Source organism: Actinomadura barringtoniae (genome assembly GCF_017573505.1).
GTDB classification, from domain to species: Bacteria; Actinomycetota; Actinomycetes; order Streptosporangiales; family Streptosporangiaceae; genus Spirillospora; species Spirillospora barringtoniae.
On the sequence record NZ_JAGEOJ010000038.1, the window covers coordinates 1 to 18,315 of the forward strand.

Genomic DNA, 18,315 nt, shown 5'->3' on the forward strand with positions numbered 1-18,315 from the left:
CCAACTAGCGCGCTGGCTCAGCCCTTGGGGGTGCGGGTGAGCGTGAGGACTCCTGACCCGCGCCAGGTGTCGGCCCATTCGCCGGACAGCTCAATGACGGCCAGTGCGCAGGTCGGGAAGGCCTCCGGCGCTTCTCCCGTGAGGTCGTGCACCAGTTGGTGAACGGACGGGTTGTGCCCCACCAGGAGCAGCGTCCGAACGCCGTCCCCGGCCTCCCGGACGAGGGACAGCAGCGTGTCAGCGTCGTTGTCGTAGATGCTGGACTCGAAGCTCACCTCGGACTCCAGCGCGAGCCCCTCAAGGGTCTCTCGTGTCCGTACCGCCGTGGAGCACAGCACCAGATCGGGCACCAGCCCGTTGTCCCGCAGCCAGTCGCCGGTGGCGGCGGCATCGCGGCGTCCCCGGTCGTTCAGCGGCCGGTCGATGTCGGCGAGCCCGAGGCCCGCGACGGCCTTGGCATGGCGCAGCACGATGAGCGTCGGCATGCAGCCACCCTAATCCGCGGCCATGTCAGGGAGCGACCAGCGCCGCCAAGATCCAGAGCACGAGCATGATTCCGAACATCCCGCAAAGGACGATGGCGAAACCCTTGGCTCCGGACACCGTGGACTTCTCGCCGCTCACCGCCGCGCCTCCTGCTGTCATCACTCGATCACGTCCACGGCGCAGACGCCGGTGGACTCCCGTACAGCGTACGACCGCCCCTCCGTGCTCCCGCCACCACCCACACCCAAGCGTGTCCCCCCGGCAGCACCCAGCCCCCCAGAAAGGCGCCCGTCGGGACGGCGAAGGGGCCGGTGGCTGGTGCCACCGGCCCCTTCTGGGTCGTACGGTCCGGGCGTTCGCTCAGCGAGCGGCGGTCCGGGGAGCGGGGAGGTCAGGCCTTGTTGGCCGACTCCTCGCGGTCGGAGTCGGGACGCGGCTTGGGCGGAACGTCGCCCGCCGTCTCCGCGGCTCCGTCGACCTCGGCCTCGGCGTCGACCTCGGCCTTCTCACCGGCGGCCTCGCTGCCGTTCTGACCGGCCTCGACCTCGGGCGCGGCCTCGACGGCCTCGGCCTCGGGGCCGGCCTCGGACTCGGCCTCGGACTCGGCGCCGGAGTCGGCCACCGCGCCGTCGGACGCGGGAGCGACGGCGGTCTCCGTGCCACCGGCCACCGCGGGCTGACCGGACGAGCCGATCGGGTCCGAGCGGCGCTTGGAGACCACGACGGCCGCGACCACGATGCCCACCGACACGACGGTGACGCCGACGCGCAGCGGGGTGTTGCCCGCGTACGTGACGACGGCGTCGGCGATCAGCAGCGCGACCAGGTTCATGACCTTGATCAGCGGGTTGATGGCCGGGCCCGCGGTGTCCTTGAACGGGTCACCGACCGTGTCGCCGATGATCGTGGCCTCGTGGGCGTCACTGCCCTTGCCGCCGAGCTTGCCCTCTTCGACGAGCTTCTTGGCGTTGTCCCAGGCACCGCCCGCGTTCGCCAGGAAGACCGCCATCAGCACGCCGCACGCGATCGCGCCGGCCAGGAACGCGCCGAGCGGCGCGTACCCGAGGCCGAAGCCGACCGCGATCGGCGTCATGATGGCCAGCAGGCCGGGCGTGGCCAGCTCGCGCTGGGCGTCGGCCGTGCAGATGTCGACCACCCGGTCGTAGTCGGGGGTCTCGGTGTAGTCCATGATCCCGGGCTTGGTGCGGAACTGCTCGCGCACCTCGACCACGACCCGGCCGGCCGCGCGACCCACCGCCATGATCGCCAGACCGGAGAACATGAAGACCACCGCGGCGCCGATGATCAGGCCGATGAGCACGTTCGGGCTGTCGATCCCCAGGTTGAACGTGGAGAACTGCGAGCCGAGCGCGTCCTTGGCGTCGTTGGACGCGTCGGCGAGCGCGCTGACCACGGTCGTACGGAACGAGCCGAACAGCGCGGTCGCCGCCAGCACCGCCGTCGCGATCGCGATGCCCTTGGTGATCGCCTTGGTGGTGTTGCCGACCGCGTCCAGCCGCTCGAGCACGGCCGCGGCCTCGCCCTCGACGTCGCCGGACATCTCGGCGATGCCCTGGGCGTTGTCGGAGACCGGGCCGAAGGTGTCCATCGAGACGATGACGCCGACGGTGGTGAGCAGGCCGGTGCCCGCCATCGCGACCGCGAACAGCGCGACGGTGGTGTTGCCGAAGCCGAGGAGGAACGCCCCGTACACCGCGGCGCCGATCACCAGTGCCGTGTAGACCGCCGACTCCAGGCCGAGCGAGATGCCCGACAGGATCACCGTCGCGGGGCCGGTGCGGGCGCTGTCGGTGACCTCCATGACCGGCTTGCGGTTGGTCTCGGTGAAGTAGCCGGTGAGCAGCTGGATGGTGCTGGCCAGCAGGATGCCGATCAGCACCGCGCCGAGGGCGACGACCTGCGGGTTGGCGTCCAGGCCGAGGATCTTGGGGTCGGTGACGCCGTTCAGGTCCTTGAAGGACGAGGGCAGGTAGCTGAACGTCGCGATCGCCACGAGGATCGCCGAGATGATCGCGGAGATGAAGAAGCCGCGGTTGATCGCCGACATCCCCGACCGGTCCTTGGCCCGGGGCGCCACCGCGAAGATGCCGATCACGGCCGTGATCACACCGATCATCGGCACGATCAGCGGGAAGACCAGGCCCTGCGTACCGAACGCCGCCGTGCCCAGGATGAGCGCCGCGACCAGCATGACCGCGTACGACTCGAAGAGGTCGGCCGCCATGCCGGCGCAGTCACCGACGTTGTCGCCCACGTTGTCGGCGATCGTCGCGGCGTTGCGGGGGTCGTCCTCGGGGATGCCCTGCTCGACCTTGCCGACCAGGTCCGCGCCGACGTCGGCGGCCTTGGTGAAGATGCCGCCGCCGACTCGCATGAACATCGCCAGCAGCGCGGCGCCGAAACCGAAGCCCTCCAGGACCTTCGGGGCGTCACCCTTGTAGGCGAGCACGACCACGGCGGCACCGAACAGGCCGAGGCCCACCGTGAACATTCCGGCGACGCCGCCGGTGCGGAACGCGATCCGCATCGCCTTGCGTTCGCCGCCCTCTTCACGAGCGGCCGCCGCGACGCGCACGTTGCCGCGCACCGCGAGCCACATTCCGGCGAACCCCGTGGTGGCGGAGAACAGCGCGCCGATGACGAAGAAGACCGAACGGCCGATCCGTTCACTTGCCGAATCGGCGGGGAGCAGAAGCAGCACGAGCGGGATCAGGACCACGAACACCGCGACCGTACGGAACTGGCGTTTCAGATAAGCACTGGCACCTTCTTGCACCGCTTTCGCGATGCTCTGCATCTTGTCCGTGCCTTGACCGGCGGCCAGTACTTCGCGTACCAGCCCTCCGGCTACGGCCAGTGCCAGCAGTGCGACCACTCCGACGACGACGACCAGGGTCAGGTCGCCGCCGCCGAGATCCACTTCTGAGCTGGCTGAGCTTGACAGGGAAAGCCCAGGCATCCGTCCTCCTCGACAGGGGCGTTGCGATCTTTGATCGACCGAAAGACGATCTCTACCGCGTACCCCGCGGGGGGCGATTTAGACGCCTCGCACGGCAACGCGGGTGCCGGGAGTCTACGCAGGCCACGTCTGAATTAGAAGCCTGTCGGTTCCTTAATGAGGCCGAAATGAAAAAGCAATCGACTTTACGCCGCGATTTGACCTGAAAGTGCCGAGAAGACGTATCGCCGCAGGTCAGAGAACCGCCACCGAACTGTGCCCCGATCGACCCCGACGAAACCCCCGGTTCGCTCCCCAAAACCTAGCGAAACCCCCACCCACATTCCAGCCCGACACAAACCACAAATACAGCCGGACCTAAATATTCTTCGAAGATCGACTCGCCTGAGATTCCCACACCGCCCTTTCCCCACCACCCCCCGACCCCCCACTTTTGGGCCGCCCCACCACCCACCCCAGCCCGTTCACCAAAGCCCCAACCTCCCCCCACCAAACGCCCCACCCCACGCACCCAGACACCCACCTCCACACCACCCTGCGCGGGCCAGCACCCGCCGCACAGCCGATCCAGCCGATCGCGTCCATGCCGCTCAAACCGGCGGCGATGTCGGGCAGCGCGATCGTCAACACCGTCTGGTCCAGCACCGACAGCAGCACCCCGAGCAGCAGGCCCACCGTGGCCAGTGCCACGTTGCCTGCTCGTACGGGCGGCGCCGCCTTCGCAGTCTCCACCGACACGGTCAGCTCCTTGCCCGGGCGAGCGGGTTCGGCAGGTCGAAGTCGGCGGACAGCAGGTCCTGGTCGATGACGGCGGCGGCGACCGTTCCACTGGCCGCAGCCGCGATGACGGCCGCCATCGGCACCGGAACGCTCGCCCCGCCGCGCCATGTCGCACGCCGCGTACACGCCGGGCACGCTGGCTGGTCGAACTCGTTCACCTCGACGCACCGTCGGCGAAGCTCGTACCGCCGAGCCGGTCGGCCAGGTCGGAGTGCTGGCGCGGCGCGTTGACGACGAACACCGCGTCCCTGTCCAGAGGCGGGCCGTCCTCGAACACGAACCGTTCCAGCTGCCCGCCGACACCCTCCAGGCAGTCGATCACCTCGTCGCGCACGCTGACGCCATGCGCCTCGAGTTCGTTCGTGCCACCGGATCGAGCGGCTGCCCGCCAGTGCACAGTGCGACGTCGGCAAAGCCCCTCAGCTGGAACGCGAGCCGTACCCGGGCCGCGTCCGCGCCCAGAGACGGGCGGCGGGCGGTGAGGGGCCGGGGGTATGAGTGAGGCCCCGCTGATGGGCGGGGCCTCACTTGTACGTCTGGTCGGGCTAGGCGGGCGCCGGGGTCTCGGCCGGCCAGCTCATGCGGATCTGGACACCCTTGGGGGTGGCCGCGATCTCCACGTCGTCGGCCAGGCCGGCGATGACGGCCAGTCCCAGCTCGGCCGCGCCTTCTCCCAGCACGAACTCCGGGTCGTCCGGCGCCGCGATCGGGGGAAGGCCGCCCGCGGCGTCGTCGCCTGGAACCGCGTCGTTCACGATGACCTCGAACCGGCCGTTCGCGCTGGTCAGCTCCAGCCGCACCGGTTCGTCCGGACAGTGCCGGCGATGCGCCTCGACTGCGCGAGAGCAGGCCTCGCCGACTGCCAGCCGTACCTCGTCCAGGATCGGCTCGGCGACCCCGCTGCGGCGGGCCACAGCGGTGACGATCAGACGAGCCGTTCGGACGTGGACGGGCAGCGCGCTGAAAGAGAGCTCAACGGTCGCCATCGCGGGCCGCTACTTGGCGCCCTTGCGCTTCTCCTGGGCCTCGGCGATCGAGTCGTGAATGCCGAAGACCTTGGTCAGCCCGGTGATCCGGAAGATCTTGAGGATGCGCTCCTGGGTGCACACCAGCTCCAGGGAGCCGTCGTGCGCACGCACGCGCTTGAGCCCGCCGACCAGGACGCCCAGCCCGGTGGAGTCGAGGAACTCGACCTTCTCCATATCCACGAGGAGGTGGAACTTGCCCTTGTTGACCAGGTCGATGAGCTTCTCGCGAAGCTTCGGCGCCGTGTAGACGTCGATCTCGCCCTCCACACTGATGACGGTCAGGCCATCGTCGGTGGTGTAGTCGTTCACCTTCAGGTCCACAGATCCTCCAGCGCCGTACAGCAAAACTCTCATCCCGTTCCCAAGGCCACCCGGGGTGACGGGACTCCGCCGTGATTCAACCACGCTCCGGCGTCGCGTTCACACGAAATCGCCACTCGGGCGAAAGTTCACGCCATCCCGTCTGACCTGCTGATCTGGGTGTCGGGCAGGGGGCGACAGAGCTTCGGCGCCGGGGCGTTCCCGTAGTTCTGCCCCGGCTGGCACACTGAAAACCTGATGGGACCTCAAAGATCTTCTGCCCCCCTGGAACGCCTCCTCGCCGACCCCACCAGGCGCGACCGCATCACGCATATCGAGAGCGTTCCCGCACGTCAGGGCCGTCGCGCGGAGTGGCCGCAATGGTCGCCGCAGCTGCTGCTGGAGCGCCTTGAGGCGGCTGGGATCGAGGCGCCCTGGGAGCATCAGGCGGTCGCCGCCGAGCACGCCCATGCCGGTCGTTCTGTGATCATTGCCACAGGAACGGCGTCAGGAAAATCGCTGGCTTACCTGCTGCCGGCGGTCGCAGCGATCTATGGGGATGAACGTCGCGCCGCGTCTGGCGAGCAAAGTTCAGCCAAGAGCGAAGCGCAATCGGCCGTCGGAGTCGTACGGCGCCCGGCACGAAAGCGGCGCGGTGCGATGCGCAAGGGGCCGTGGCAGGAGCTGACCGGCCCGTGGATCGCCGAACTCAAGCCCATCCTCGACCGCCGCGTCCCGATGCCCCGCCAGAACGCCGAGGACGCCCGCCCGCACGGCGAGAACGCCCGCCCGCACAGCGAGAACGCTCCTGGGCCTGAGCCCGAGCAGGCTCAGACCCAAGCCCAGGCCCCAACAGCCCAAGCCCTGGCGCCCGCGACTGCCCGCCGAGCCACCGATAGAGGTAACGGAGGCACCGAATCCACGCCCAGCGGTACGCCATCTGAGCCGCCCGCCAGCCGAGTGGTCGGCATCCGGCCAACCAGCGCGATCAGCGCGGCCAGCGCGGCCAGCGCCAGGAGGATCGGGGCCAAGGCCAAAGACTCCCTAAGGCCCGACGGGACAATCCTCTACCTCTCGCCCACCAAAGCCCTCGCCGCAGACCAGTTGCGCGCGCTGCGGGACTTGCACCTGACGCGCATGCGCGCCGCCACGTTCGACGGCGATACCCCGCGCGACGAACGCGACTGGGTGCGGCAGCACGCCAACTACGTACTGACCAACCCCGACATGCTGCACCGGTCGATCCTGCCTTCCCACTCGCGCTGGGCTTCCTTCCTGCGCCGCCTGCGCTACGTCGTCGTAGACGAGGCGCACGGCTATCGCGGGGTTTTCGGCTCTCATGTGGCGCAGGTCCTGCGCCGCCTACGCCGCGTGTGCGCGAAGTACGGGGCGGAGCCCGTTTTCATCCTCGCCTCGGCCACCACGTCCGAGCCTGCTACCGCCGCCTCACGACTCACCGGCCTGGACGTGGTCGCGGTCAGCGACGACGCCTCGCCCCGGGGATCGGCCACGTTCGCCCTCTGGGAACCGCCGCTCACCGACCTGCGCGGCGAACGCGGTGCTCCCATACGCCGTACCGCCACAGCAGAGACAGGCGACCTTCTCGCGGACCTTGTGGTCGAGGGCGTGCAAACCCTTGCCTTCGTACGATCCCGCCGCGGCGCGGAGTCGGTTGCCCTGGGCGCCAAGCGCGCGCTGGACGAGGTAGCACCACCCCTCGCCGAGCAGGTGGCCGCCTACCGCGCCGGTTACCTCCCTGAGGAACGACGCGCTCTCGAAGCCTCCCTACGTTCCCGCGAACTAGTAGGCCTGGCGACCACCAATGCCCTCGAGCTAGGCGTCGATGTCTCAGGCTTGGACGCGGTCGTCGTCTGTGGCTGGCCGGGAACTCGCGCCTCGCTCTGGCAGCAGGCCGGACGAGCAGGGCGCTCAGGCCAGGACGCCCTCGCCGTCCTCGTGGCACGTGACGACCCGCTCGACACCTTCCTGGTCCACCACCCCGAGGCGATCTTCGGAACGCCCGTCGAATCGACGGTGCTAGACCCCGACAATCCGTACGTCCTCGAGCCCCACCTCTGCGCCGCCGCGTCCGAACTCCCCCTCACCGACGCGGACCTGGCGCTCTTCGGCCCGACGACCGCAGACCTTCTTCCGGACCTCGTGCGCCGCGGGTTCCTCCGTCACCGGCCTTCCGGCTGGTACTGGACCCGCCGCGACAAGGCCGCCGACCTCGCCGACATCCGCGGAGCCGGAGGCGCGCCCATCCAGGTCGTCGAGGCCGCCACCGGACGTCTCCTCGGCACCGTCGACGAAGCCGCCTCGCACACCACCGTCCACGAAGGCGCCGTCTACATCCACCAGGGCGAATCGTTCATCGTCCAGACGCTCGACCTGGACGACTCCGTTGCGCTCGTAGAGGCCGCCGAGCCCGACTACTCGACGACCGCGCGCGACGTGACCGACATCAGCATCGTGGAACGCCTCCGTTCCACCGCCTGGGGCGAGGCCACGCTCTGCTTCGGCACGGTCGAGGTGACCCGGCAGGTCGTCGCGTACCAGATGCGCCGCACGCAGACCGGCGAAATGCTCGGCGAGAAGCCCCTCGACCTCCCCGCCCGCACGCTCCGAACCCGCGCCGTCTGGTGGACCCTCTCCCCAGACCAGGTCGAAGCCTTCGGCGACATGGACCTCGCCGGCGCCGCCCACGCCGCCGAACACGCCTCCATCGGCCTGCTCCCGCTCTTCGCAACATGCGACCGCTGGGACATCGGCGGCGTCTCCACCGCCGTCCATCCCGACACAGGCCTCCTGACCGTCTTCGTCTACGACGGCCACGAGGGCGGTGCAGGCTTCGCCGAACGCGGCTACTCCGACGCCGCCGAATGGCTCCGCGCCACCCAGAACGCCATCAAGTCCTGCGAATGCGAGTCCGGCTGCCCGTCCTGCATCCAGTCCCCCAAGTGCGGCAACGGCAACGACCCTCTAGACAAGCAAGGCGCCCTAACCCTCCTAGCCGAACTCCTCCGCCACGCCCCACCCTCGTCCTAAGCCAGGGCTCAGTTTGCTCGGAACTTAGAGACGGGCCGAGCGCGTAAACGGGCTGGACGCGGGTGGTCGCAGCACCACTGCATCCCACGTCGCCGCAGCCCGTGCGCTCTTAACGCCAGTGGCTACCCGTCCGCTAACGCGGCCACGGGCTGGCGTGCGCTGTGTCAGGACGTCGGGCGCGCGACCGGTCGGCCAGGCGCAGGTACAGCCTCGGCGCCTGCCTGGCCGCCGTTGTGGCGGAACCGGGCCAGCTCACGCTGAAGCTGGCGCTTCTCCAGCTCGAGGGTGTGAATCGACTCCTCGTGCTCTTCCCGCAGCTCACGCAGTTCGCGGCGAACGCGCACCGAGCGGTTGAATCCGAAGGCCGCAAGCGTGATGCCCGCCATGAACACGATGGCGACCACGGCGCCCGCGAGGAAGACCTGCCACTCCGACGTGATCCCCGGCATGGTGTCGCCGAACGCGGTCAGCTCCGCCTTCCCGGTGTTGTCCACGACGACTGCCGCACCGGCTACGACGGCCGCGATCGCGACCGCCAGCCCCAGGAACATCATGCGGAGGGTCTCCTCTCCGTACCGCTGGGAGATCTTGACTGGGAGGGAGCCTAGACCCTGGGCAAATCGGACGCCATCGGTTCAGCCCGCAATACCCCTTCAACGCACCCGCATACGCAACGGCATCAGCGCCGCCCCAGCAGCCCACCACCCCCCACCAACGACCAATCCACCAGATCCAGACGGAGCCCAGCGTCTCCACCCGGGGCCCCAGCGTCATCCATCACCCCGTGGGCCTACAGCGTCCTCACCCGTGGCCCCACGGCATCGTCACCCGTGGGCCCACAGCATCGTCACCCGTGGGCCCATAGCGTCGCGCCCGTGGGCCCCAGCGACGTCTTCTTGGCCCCGACGACATCTTCTTCTGGGCCACCGCCGACATCGGCTGCGGGTCCGATGTCGTCGGTTGGGTGGTCGGCCACTCCTGCATCGTCTACGGACCGGGACAACCGTCGTGCTGAGCACGCCCCGGGAGACATGCCCGGGGAGGGCCGCCAACCACAGATCTGCGGCCGCGCGAGCACGCCACTAGTGGGCCCACTCACACCCGGCCCTCCAGTACCCAAGCCGCGGTAGCCAATGCCCAACTCACCATCGGCCGGGCGAACTCGTCACCACGCAGCCAACCAAGCCTGGCCCACCTCACCGAACCCACCACCGGACTGGCTAGCGTAGGTCCGCGCGAATCCGCAGGCTCACCGCACCGACCCACTCCCAGAACCCGATCCAAACGGTCCCGTTCCACAGCACGGCGTGCAGGCAGGCATTCAGCTCGAGATAGGCCTGTACGAGGCGCTGGCCGCCGCACCGGACGGCAGCGGCCCCGCGATCTGCCCTCTCCCCTGATCTGTCCGCCGCGGCCCTGGCGTAGTTGCGAAGGAGCCCGCACCATCAACCGAGCAGGCCCGTCACCACTGGCAGGCGACGGCCTTAGCAGAAGCCCTTCTGACAAACGGTCCCAGCAAGCGGCGGCGCGAGTCTGAGCAGGTCCTACTTGTTACGGCGGCGACGGCCGCGGGCCGTGTGACCGGGCTTGCCGTCCGCGCCCTCTTGGCCGGCGATGCTCACGTCCACGCCTCCGGCGCGCTTGCCGAGCGCGGCCGGACGGCGCTTGGGCTTGTCCTTGCCCTCGCCACTGGTCCCCGGGGCCTTCATGACGGCGGTCGCGGTCTTGTCCACGGCCGCGTTCTTGCCAGCACCCGGCTTGGCGGGGGAAGGCGCGGGCTTACCGGGCGGCGTGAGGGTCGCGGTCTTGGCGATCGCCTCCGCTCGCGCGATCCGCTCGCGTTCCTTGCTGACCCTCTTGCGGCCGACGCCGGCGCGCGCCATCCGGGCTGCCATGCCGCGGTTGCTCACGCCGGCCTGCGCGACCCGGAGGCGCCGGGTCCACGTGCCCAGGTGAGCCGCGACGACCAGGAGCACCAGCGCGATCCCGACGCTCTTGCCCCACTGCAGGCTGCTGGTCGCGGCGACGTTCTTGGCCTTGGGCGACATCTGGTTGGCGACCTGCGGTGTCGGGTAGGCGAAGCCCGGCGTGGCCCCGTCCGGCTGCACGTTCGGCAGCGTGAGCGGAGACGAGCTGTTGAACGGGGTCAGCGGCGTGGTCGGGGTGGGCGCCGTGGTGCCTGGCGGAAGCGAGGGCGTGCTGCCAGGCGGAAGGTTCGCCCCTCCGCCGCCGCCACCGGCGTTCGCCGTCGCGGCCGCCGCGCCCGAGTAGACCGAGCCACCCGCGCCGCTCGGCCGCTTGGCCGTCACGCTGACGCCCACGTTCCCAGTAGCGCTGGACGGGAGGGAGAAGCTGGCGGAGCAGCTGGTGCCGGAGCAGAACGAGCCCGTCGATCCGGACCTGGAGCCGACGCCGCTGGCCTTGACCGTGTAACCGGACAGGTCGTCTTCGAGGCCGAGGTTCCAGTTCACCCGCAGCTTGCCGCCCGAAGCCGTGGCGGAGACGCCGCTCGGGCTGGCCGGAGGGATCCTCACCTTGAACGTGTTGTGGTCGTACACGTGGTTGGTGGGACGGCCGACGAGGTAGACCTCGTAGTTTCCGTTGCGCTGCAGGTAGATCGTGCCCGAGAGGTCACCGGTGCCGGACTTCTTGGCGAGGAACGAGTCGTCGCCGCTCGGCGTCTTCACCCGCAGCTCCATCGTGAGCGCGAAGTCGAAGTGCGCCCGCGCGGTCACCGAGGACCCGCTGGTGATCACCGAGCCGTTGCTCGGCGACAGCACGCTGGTCGTGGCTGCGTCCGCGGACAGCGGCAGACCTAGGACGGCGGATCCAGCCGCGAGAACGACTGCACCGATCCTGCGAATCCTGGTCACGGCCTCAATCCCTCCATCAACTCCTTCGCCGCACCCGGGAGCCTGGCCGGCTTCGGGGGGCGATGCAGCCGCCGTGTCTGGTGATACCACTGGGTTTACGGCAGCGTAACGTACTAATCGGTAGCGAACGTCACGGAAGGGTGACAAAGCGAGAGCGGCTCGTGGCCGCCCTTGGCCTCAGAGACCCTTCCACACGCCCGCCAGACCTCTATTGACGTTCGATTCAATACGAACCTGGTTGGTCAGGGTACGCCTTCGTCCCCCACAGGACCAGCCCTGGCCCGGGACGAGACCCGCAGATCACCTGCCGCGATCGGCACTCGGATCATCACGAACACCGAGACGTCGACGATCCTGCCACGCACCCGGCACGCCGACAGCCGCCCGCCGGAATCCGCCGCGATCGACGTCGCCGCCCGGCATGCGACCCCGGTCCCCTCTGCCACCCGAGCGGCCGCGGCCAACGCCGCCAAGTCCGCCGCCGCATCCGCCCGATGCCGAGCCGCCCTGACCCCGCCCACCATCATCGCGACCACTGCACCGAACCAGACAACCCCCATGACCGCCGCCACCCAGATCGTCCCAGCCCCCCGGTCACCAACAACTCCCCACCCTCGGGCACCCCACCCTGAAGCCCTCCGCCCTGAAGCCCTCCGCCCAAGTCCACCCATCGCCCGGCGCCTCCAATCCCGTCTCCGCCGCCAACACCTGACTCCTGGACTGCGACCGCCCAGCCGCCCCAACTCATGCATCCAGCACGTGCTGTCCCTGGCTGGTATGGCTTGCCGAAGTCACTCCAACCCCAGCCATCCCGACTCCAGCCGCCCTAACCCCGGCCGCCCTAACCCCGGCCGTCCCTAACCCCGGCCGCCCTAACCCCGGCCGCCCTAACCCCGGCCGCCCTAACCCCGGCCGCCCTAACCCCGGCCGTCCCTAACCCCGGCCGTCCCTGACCCCGGCCGTCGCGACCCCGGTCGCCCTAACCTCGCTGTTCGTCATCTGGTCGCTGACGGGGCTGGCGCTCGAGGTGCCGTCGGATGTGTGGGCGGACGCGTTCTCCCGTCGGCTCCCCGGCCGTCGCGACCCGGCCCTGGTCACCCCAACTGCAGTTGCCCAACTCCAGCCGCCCGACTCCGGCTGCCCGACCCTGGACCGTTGCCGGGCAGCTCGATGCTCACCGTGAAGCGCTCCATGCGAGCCGGATTCAGGCGGCCGAGGACCTGCCCTTGCCGTCTGGACAGGCAGCCATGGTCGCCGGGCCGCGTGCTCGCATGCAGAGAGCACCGCCATGCGTTCAGAGTCGGGCCCCACGGCTGTAGCCGATGGCCTGAGGACGGAAGCTCTAGCCGGACGGGCCTGCGTCCGCGGCTCCGGGCTCTGTGGCTGCGGCGGCGTGGGCGCTGACCGTGATGGGAGGGAGGCCGCTCGGCCCTGGCGCGTTGACCTGGACTGTGACGACGACCTCGGCAGTCTCGGCGTCCCGGCTCGCCTGGACTTTCGCCCCCGAGGGGACTGCATGGGCCACAACCTCACGAACCGTGGCCAACGACTCCCCACGGGCCGCAGCACGAGCGCCACTCCGGGCAGCATCCGTGCAGGCCAACTGAACCGAGGCGACCATCACGCCCCACAGCGCCGCGACCATGATCAGAACGAGGCCGGGCAGGGCCACGGCGATCTCAGCCGTGGCCGAGCCTCGGTCTCCGCGCCCCTTCACCCCGCGAGTTGGAGGGCGCGTTTGATGATCCCTAACAGAAGGGTGCGTACCTCCGGACTAGTTACGATCTTGAACAGAAGACCGGCGAACGCGGCTGCCGCGACCGTGCCGACCGCGTATTCGGCGGTCGACATGCCGGCGTCCTTCGCGGCCCGGCGCCAGCGCCGCACGATCGTTCTTGTCACCCGCATTCGGGGCTCCTTCCTTGTTGACTCGGACGCCCGTTAGCGCCCGAACCAAGCCTGCGGCGCCCCAACTCAGACCACCAGGCGAATCCCGTTCTGTGGATAACTCATCTGAGATCTGAACCCTGTGCACCGTTTGCCCAGCTAGAAGGCTGTTTCGCCACGGTCCCCTTGAGTGCCGTCCACCGCCCACAGGGACTCGTTCGCCCCCTCCTCTGGGATCGGGTTGGCCGATGACCCTCATCGCGCCCACATCTCGACCCGCGCGGCCGATCTTCCGAAGGTCAGCCAGGCTGTAGATCCCTCGATGGGGTAGAACGACATGCATGGCTAGTCGAATGAGTGAGCTGGTCCTGAAATGCCGCGACCCCGAGCGCCTCGCCGCGTTCTGGTCCGAGGCGCTCGGCTACGTGGAGATCGACCGCGAACCGGACGCCATCGCGATCGGCCCCGAGAAAGACGGGGACGGCAGCGGACAGCTCTCACTCCTCTTCGAGAAGAGCAGCGATCCCAGGCCCGGCAAGCCTTGGCTCCACATCGACATCAACGCCACGGATCGCGACCAGGACGCCGAACTCGAGCGCTTGTACGCCCTCGGCGCCACTCCGGCCGATGTCGGGCAGACGGGCGAGGAAACCTGGCACGTCCTAGCCGACCCCGAGGGCAACGAGTTCTGTCTACTCCGCAGGAGGCTGGACCCTCTGTAGGAGGAAGCCCAGCCGACTCAGCTGAGACCTTGGCCCATATCTGCAGTCGTTTCACGACAAGGCAGTCCGCCCGTTCCGGCAAAGCGCTTGAGGCCTTGCTCCTGGTGAAGTCTTGAGGCGCTGCCACAGCCGTCCTTGGCGGGTTCACTCTCGCGAGCGGCAGCGAAGGCGGAATGACCGGATGGCCACCGCTCCGGCGCGGCTCCCACCTACGCCCGGTACGGCAGCAACGCGCCGTTCACTGCGGTATTGAGGGCTCTGGAAGTGACTCTCGCACGAGATTGCATCCGCTCCTGGCGGCCTGATCACATGGAGGAACTGAGGACCAGAGCACTGATCAAGATCCTTCTTGATGTCTCTGCTCGCACCGATGAGCAGGACGAGGGGGGCCCTGCATCTAGCTCAGAGCGACCATCCCTAGGCTCGAAATTGCGTCCGATCCCAACACGGGACCGCGTTGTCGCCGCCTCCGCTGGTGAGTTGCTGGGAGAACTGGCCACGAGACTCGGCGGACTCAGGGAACAGGAAGTCGCGCGACTCACGCCCGCGACCGGACTCTCGACCCGCGCCCCACCCTCACCCCCACCCGTGACCCGTGACCCGTGACCCGTGACCCGTGACGAGTATCAGTCCGCGTCTCACGCAGAAGCTGAGGCGCACGCCGAACAGCGCCGAGGCGATTCTCCTGAGCACGAGCAGCGAATCACGACCCAATGACGGCAGTGCTCGGTCTAGCTCAGGGTGGTCAAGCCGACGCACGCCCAGTGGAACAGCAGGTCTTCTGTCACCTGCCGTGGCGCAGCGTTGGGCGCCATCCACTCGGCTACCAGGGCAAGAGGATCGTTGAAGCGATTCCGGCGATGGCAGGCACCACTCCCAGCAGAACGAAGGCAGGCAGGAAGCAAAGCCCCAGCGGAGCGACCGCACGGATACCTGCCGCTCGGGCTCGTGCCGCGGCTGCCGTACGAGCAGTACGGCGTTGATCGCGAGCAAGGCGGGAGAGGGTTGGGGCCAACGAGGCCCCACTCTGCGAAGCCCGTACGGCGGTCCTGGCCAAAGGTGCGAGGGAAGCATCTTCAGCGAGGGCGAGCCAAGCTGTGGATGGATCTGCGCCAAGACGTACCTGCGCAGCGACTCCGCTCAACGCCTCACCCAGCGGGCCACCAACCGTGGTCGCCACAGCCTCGACTGCCTCACCCCAGGGCGTGCCTCCCCGTAGGCACGCGGCGAGGAGGTCGACAGCGATCGGAAGGTCGGCGATCAGACGGGCTTTCCGACGGCGCTGCTCGGCGTTCGCCATGCGACCTGACGTCCTGGCCACGACCACGCCAACGACGAGACCGGCAACTGCGCCCACTGGTCCGCCCAATGTCACCGCAGTCACTAGGCCCGCGACACCGGCCGCCACAAGGCGGAGCTGCTGCTCGCGGCCTCGCGGTGGTGGAGGCCCGGGTTGCGACGGCGACCGCACGAGAGCGGCAAGCCTCTGCGCTCCTGGCGCAGGCCCTCTGGGCAGCAAGAGCCCGAACGCCGCCATGCACGCTAACGCCACCCAAACCAGCATCTCTCCTCCTCACAGGGCCCCGAAGCGCCACGTCGCGCAGCCCAGCTGTGCCGGACGCTCGGTGGTCTGCGGCGTGGTCGCCGGGATCTCGGCGGTCTTGGGCAGGCTGTGGGCGGGCTCATCTTGGGACCTCGGCGGCGCGGGCAAGGCGGCGGGTCCACCAGAGGCCGGTGGCATCGAGGGCTAGGCCGGTGAGGAGGCAGCCGAGGCCCGGGAGCGTGCCGAAGAGGAAGGCGAGTGGGTTTGCGCCGAGGGCGGCCGCCATGCCCAGGCCGAGTAGGGGCAGGCCAGCCAAGAGGCGGGCTGTGGCCTTGGGGCCGGCTAACTGGGCGGCTACCTCCTGGCGTTGGGTCTCTTCGTCGCGTAGTGCTGAGGCGAGGCCGTCGAGGACCGTCGCTAGTGTGCCGCCGCGTTCGGCGCCGATTCGCCAGCAGGCCACGAGGAGGCGTAGGCCTTCAGCACCTGGGCGTTCGGCCAAGGCCTCTAGGCGTTCGATCGCGGGGGTGTCCGCTGCGGCTTCGGGCGCCCTCGAAGGGATGTGGCTTGAGGGGTGTTGTTCGTCTGGGGCGGATAGTTCGTAAGCCACGGTTCGGTCCACGAAGGTGGCTGCTGCTGCGAAGGCCTCGTCGGGTGTACGGCCTGCGGCTAGCTCTGCTGCCATGCCATCGCAGAGCTCGATGACAGCCGTACGCCAGACGAGTTCCCGGCGGTTGCGGTCGCGGATGTTGTTCAGCCAGGTCGCCAGCTGGTTGAGGGGGTTGGGGTGGTCTGTTGAGTGTGGGTGCAGTAATTGAGCCAGGCGGTGGGCGGGTAGTGAAGGGCCTGCCAGGAAGTAGATGGCTACGGCGATGCCGACTGCGGCGAAGCCCAGTGGGCCGATCATGGTGATTGGTCCCTGGTGGGCGGGCATTTCCAGCGGTTTCCGAGGCGGTTGGCCAGGAGCTGGGCGCCGCTGGCTGCGATGAGGGTTCCGTTGGGAGTGACCGAGACGGCGGGGACGACCTCGACCAAGCCGTCGGAGCCGCGTTGGAGGAGACAGACCTCCGCTACGCGGCGGCGGCCGCCACCGGGTTCGCGGACCAGGTGTACGACGACGTCTAGGGCTGCGGCTAGCTGGCTGTGTACCGCCTCGCGGCTCAGTCCTGCGGCACAGGCCAGGGCCTCTAGGCGAGCCGGAACGTCGGCCGCGGCGTTGGCATGAAGCGTTCCGCAACCTCCTTCGTGGCCTGTGTTGAGTGCGCCTAGGAGGACGACGACCTCGGCACCTCGGACCTCGCCGACGACCAGGCGGTCTGGACGCATCCGCAACGCTTGCCGTACCAGGTCGAGGAGATCGACGCCGCCTGCGCCTTCCACGTTGGGTGGGCGGGCTTCCAGCCGTACGACGTGGGGGTGGGAAGGGCTTAGCTCGGCAGAGTCCTCGACCAGGAGGAGGCGTTCCCCTGGATCGGCTAGGGACAGTAGGCAGCTGAGCAGGGTCGTCTTGCCTGTACCTGTGCCGCCCGTGACTAGGAACGCAACGCGTGCAGACACCAGGGCGGACAGAAGCTGCGCGCCGTCGGAGGGGATTGCTCCTGCTTCCACAAGTTCGGTGAGGGTGAAGGCTCGCCGACGCGGGAGGCGCAGCGACAGGCACGTGCCGTTCGCGGCGACTGGTGGGAGAACGGCATGGAGGCGTACGCCGCCCGGGAGGCGAGCGTCGGCATAAGGTGCAGCGTCGTCCAGGCGGCGGCCGGCCGCAGCGGTCAGTCGCTGGGCCAGCCTGCGGAGGCTGGCCTCGTCCGGGAAGCGCATCGACGTACGGATCAGTCCTTCGCCCGCTTCCACCCATACTTCGTCCGGACCATTGACCAGGACGTCAGTGACTTCTGGGGCGCGGAGCAACGGCTCAAGGGGGCCCGCACCGACGAACTCGGCGCATAACTCGTCCGCGAGGGTCAGGACTTCGCGATCGCCAAGCAGGCGTTCTTCTGCCCTGAGTGCAGCGGCTACTCGGCCGGCTGTCGGCTCGGCTCCTGCGTCCGCGAGCCGATCTCGTACTGCGTCTGAGAACTTGTTCATGTCGGGGTCTCCTTTGGAGCTCGGCACTGTCTTGGGATCGGGTGCTGCTTGATGTAGTGGTGGCTGGGGCGGGCTCGTTTGTCGGCTGCCAGCGCGCTAGTGGGTGACTGGCTCGTGTCCAGTCGGCTGGGGCTCGCGCGCGGCGATGTCGATGGCTCGTGTGGCTTAATGCGCGTCTCAGACGCCTGGGTCCGAGCGATGGCCACCGAAACTTGTTGGTTGTCCGGGGGCCGCCGCCAGGCAGCAAGGCCTGTGGTGATGTAGCGCTGGCCTGGCGGGCGCGGACTCTCGGTTCTGCTTGCGGTTTCCAGCCTCTGTGCGCCGCGCCGCGCTGCACAGCGAGGCTGGTCTCTGGTTCAGGGTGCTTCTGCCAGGCGGCGGCAGGTGTCTCCCGGGCAGCACGGACGGACGTCGCTGCCCAGCGCTGTCTTTCGGAGCGCCGGGCAGCGACGCTTGCCGTCTCGTCCCTACAGTCCCCAGCTCAGCTCAGCGGCCGCATGCCGTTCAGGCGGAGTGGCACCGAGGTGACCGGCTGGATGTTTGAGCGACGGGTTGGGCACGGAGTGCGGTGTTGCTGAATGCCTCC

Annotated in this window: 16 protein-coding genes and 1 pseudogene; 3 read left to right on the plus strand and 14 right to left on the minus strand. The window is 68.9% G+C overall.

The window, feature by feature from the left end; genetic code table 11:
- Positions 1 to 17 precede the first annotated feature (17 nt).
- From J4573_RS51135 to J4573_RS51160, 6 genes are all read right to left on the minus strand, one after another.
- Positions 18 to 485 (minus strand): SixA phosphatase family protein, encoded by a 468-nt coding sequence (locus tag J4573_RS51135; protein ID WP_208263738.1) that lies wholly within the window; start codon positions 483 to 485, stop codon positions 18 to 20.
- 392 nt (positions 486 to 877) lie between these two features.
- On the minus strand, positions 878 to 3,466 hold the full coding sequence (locus J4573_RS51140) for a sodium-translocating pyrophosphatase (protein WP_208263739.1): 2,589 nt from the start codon (positions 3,464 to 3,466) through the stop codon (positions 878 to 880).
- A 740-nt stretch (positions 3,467 to 4,206) separates the two neighbouring features.
- Positions 4,207 to 4,404 (minus strand): hypothetical protein, encoded by a 198-nt coding sequence (locus tag J4573_RS51145; protein ID WP_208263740.1) that lies wholly within the window; start codon positions 4,402 to 4,404, stop codon positions 4,207 to 4,209.
- On the minus strand, positions 4,401 to 4,580 hold the full coding sequence (locus tag J4573_RS51150; RefSeq protein ID WP_208263741.1) for a hypothetical protein: 180 nt from the start codon (positions 4,578 to 4,580) through the stop codon (positions 4,401 to 4,403). Before J4573_RS51150 ends, J4573_RS51145 begins: the two co-directional genes overlap by 4 nt.
- Positions 4,581 to 4,791: 211 nt before the next feature.
- A complete protein-coding gene (locus J4573_RS51155) occupies positions 4,792 to 5,232 on the minus strand; it encodes an ATP-binding protein (protein ID WP_208263742.1) in 441 nt (146 codons plus the stop codon).
- Between the two features lie 9 nt (positions 5,233 to 5,241).
- The gene (locus tag J4573_RS51160) at positions 5,242 to 5,595 is read right to left on the minus strand and encodes an STAS domain-containing protein (RefSeq protein WP_208263743.1); all 354 of its coding nucleotides are present in this window, start codon (positions 5,593 to 5,595) and stop codon (positions 5,242 to 5,244) included.
- 237 nt (positions 5,596 to 5,832) lie between these two features.
- Between J4573_RS51160 and J4573_RS56875 the strand changes: the two are divergent.
- Both J4573_RS56875 and sftH read left to right on the plus strand, forming a co-directional pair.
- Positions 5,833 to 6,120 (plus strand): annotated as a pseudogene (locus J4573_RS56875) (DEAD/DEAH box helicase); the annotation flags it as partial.
- A gap of 114 nt (positions 6,121 to 6,234) precedes the next feature.
- Positions 6,235 to 8,622, plus strand: a complete 2,388-nt coding sequence (gene sftH, locus J4573_RS51165) for a Zn-binding domain-containing protein (RefSeq protein WP_372443051.1) — start codon at positions 6,235 to 6,237, stop codon at positions 8,620 to 8,622.
- 164 nt (positions 8,623 to 8,786) lie between these two features.
- Here sftH and J4573_RS51170 read toward each other — a convergent pair whose 3' ends face one another.
- From J4573_RS51170 to J4573_RS51190, 5 genes are all read right to left on the minus strand, one after another.
- Entirely contained in the window at positions 8,787 to 9,176 is a 390-nt protein-coding gene (locus tag J4573_RS51170) for a hypothetical protein (protein WP_208263744.1), read from the minus strand.
- Positions 9,177 to 10,166: 990 nt separating this feature from the next.
- Positions 10,167 to 11,495, minus strand: a complete 1,329-nt coding sequence (locus tag J4573_RS51175; protein ID WP_208263745.1) for a hypothetical protein — start codon at positions 11,493 to 11,495, stop codon at positions 10,167 to 10,169.
- A 242-nt stretch (positions 11,496 to 11,737) separates the two neighbouring features.
- Complete coding sequence (locus J4573_RS56880) at positions 11,738 to 12,067, minus strand: Rv3654c family TadE-like protein (protein ID WP_208263746.1); 330 nt, start codon at positions 12,065 to 12,067, stop codon at positions 11,738 to 11,740.
- A gap of 770 nt (positions 12,068 to 12,837) precedes the next feature.
- Entirely contained in the window at positions 12,838 to 13,212 is a 375-nt protein-coding gene (locus J4573_RS51185) for a TadE family type IV pilus minor pilin (protein ID WP_208263747.1), read from the minus strand.
- Complete coding sequence (locus J4573_RS51190) at positions 13,209 to 13,403, minus strand: DUF4244 domain-containing protein (protein WP_208263748.1); 195 nt, start codon at positions 13,401 to 13,403, stop codon at positions 13,209 to 13,211. The genes J4573_RS51185 and J4573_RS51190 overlap by 4 nt, the downstream gene beginning before the upstream one ends.
- Before the next feature lie 320 nt (positions 13,404 to 13,723).
- Between J4573_RS51190 and J4573_RS51195 the strand changes: the two genes are divergently transcribed.
- Positions 13,724 to 14,104 carry a VOC family protein gene (locus J4573_RS51195; RefSeq protein WP_208263749.1) on the plus strand — a complete coding sequence of 127 codons (381 nt, stop codon included), beginning with the start codon at positions 13,724 to 13,726 and terminating at the stop codon, positions 14,102 to 14,104.
- A gap of 823 nt (positions 14,105 to 14,927) precedes the next feature.
- On the opposite strand, the gene J4573_RS56525 is transcribed toward J4573_RS51195, so the two are convergent.
- The 3 genes from J4573_RS56525 to J4573_RS51210 form a co-directional block, all read right to left on the minus strand.
- Positions 14,928 to 15,668, minus strand: coding sequence for a type II secretion system F family protein (locus J4573_RS56525; RefSeq protein ID WP_208263750.1), 741 nt, complete (start codon positions 15,666 to 15,668; stop codon positions 14,928 to 14,930).
- 118 nt (positions 15,669 to 15,786) lie between these two features.
- Complete coding sequence (locus J4573_RS51205; RefSeq protein WP_208263751.1) at positions 15,787 to 16,551, minus strand: type II secretion system F family protein; 765 nt, start codon at positions 16,549 to 16,551, stop codon at positions 15,787 to 15,789.
- Positions 16,548 to 17,729: a TadA family conjugal transfer-associated ATPase gene (locus J4573_RS51210; RefSeq protein WP_208263752.1), complete on the minus strand. Its 1,182-nt coding sequence runs from the start codon at positions 17,727 to 17,729 to the stop codon at positions 16,548 to 16,550. The genes J4573_RS51205 and J4573_RS51210 overlap by 4 nt, the downstream gene beginning before the upstream one ends.
- Positions 17,730 to 18,315 lie beyond the last annotated feature (586 nt).